Genomic DNA, 214 nt, shown 5'->3' with positions numbered 1-214 from the left:
CGCCGTGAGGCGCGGACGGCGCAGGAGGACATTCTCTGCGGTCTGTTCGCGGAGATCCTGGGTGTGGCCCGGGTCGGGATCGACGACGGTTTCTTCGACCTCGGCGGCCATTCCCTCCTCGCGACCCGCCTCGTCTCCCGGATCCGTACCGTCCTGGGTGTCGAGCTGCCCGTCCGCGCGTTGTTCGAGACCCCCACCGTCGCCGCCCTCGCCC

General features: G+C 71.0%; 1 protein-coding gene. It reads left to right on the top strand.

Going from position 1 to position 214, the window contains the following annotated elements:
- Nucleotides 1–214: phosphopantetheine-binding protein (locus IF00_RS42410; protein ID WP_037640713.1), on the top strand; the 214-nt coding region annotated here is incomplete at both ends.

The organism is Streptomyces flavochromogenes, assembly GCF_000717595.1.
Classification (GTDB): Bacteria; Actinomycetota; Actinomycetes; order Streptomycetales; family Streptomycetaceae; genus Streptomyces; species Streptomyces flavochromogenes.
The sequence above is the reverse complement of the archived record's forward strand: the minus strand, read 5'-3'. Positions and strand labels throughout refer to the sequence as shown.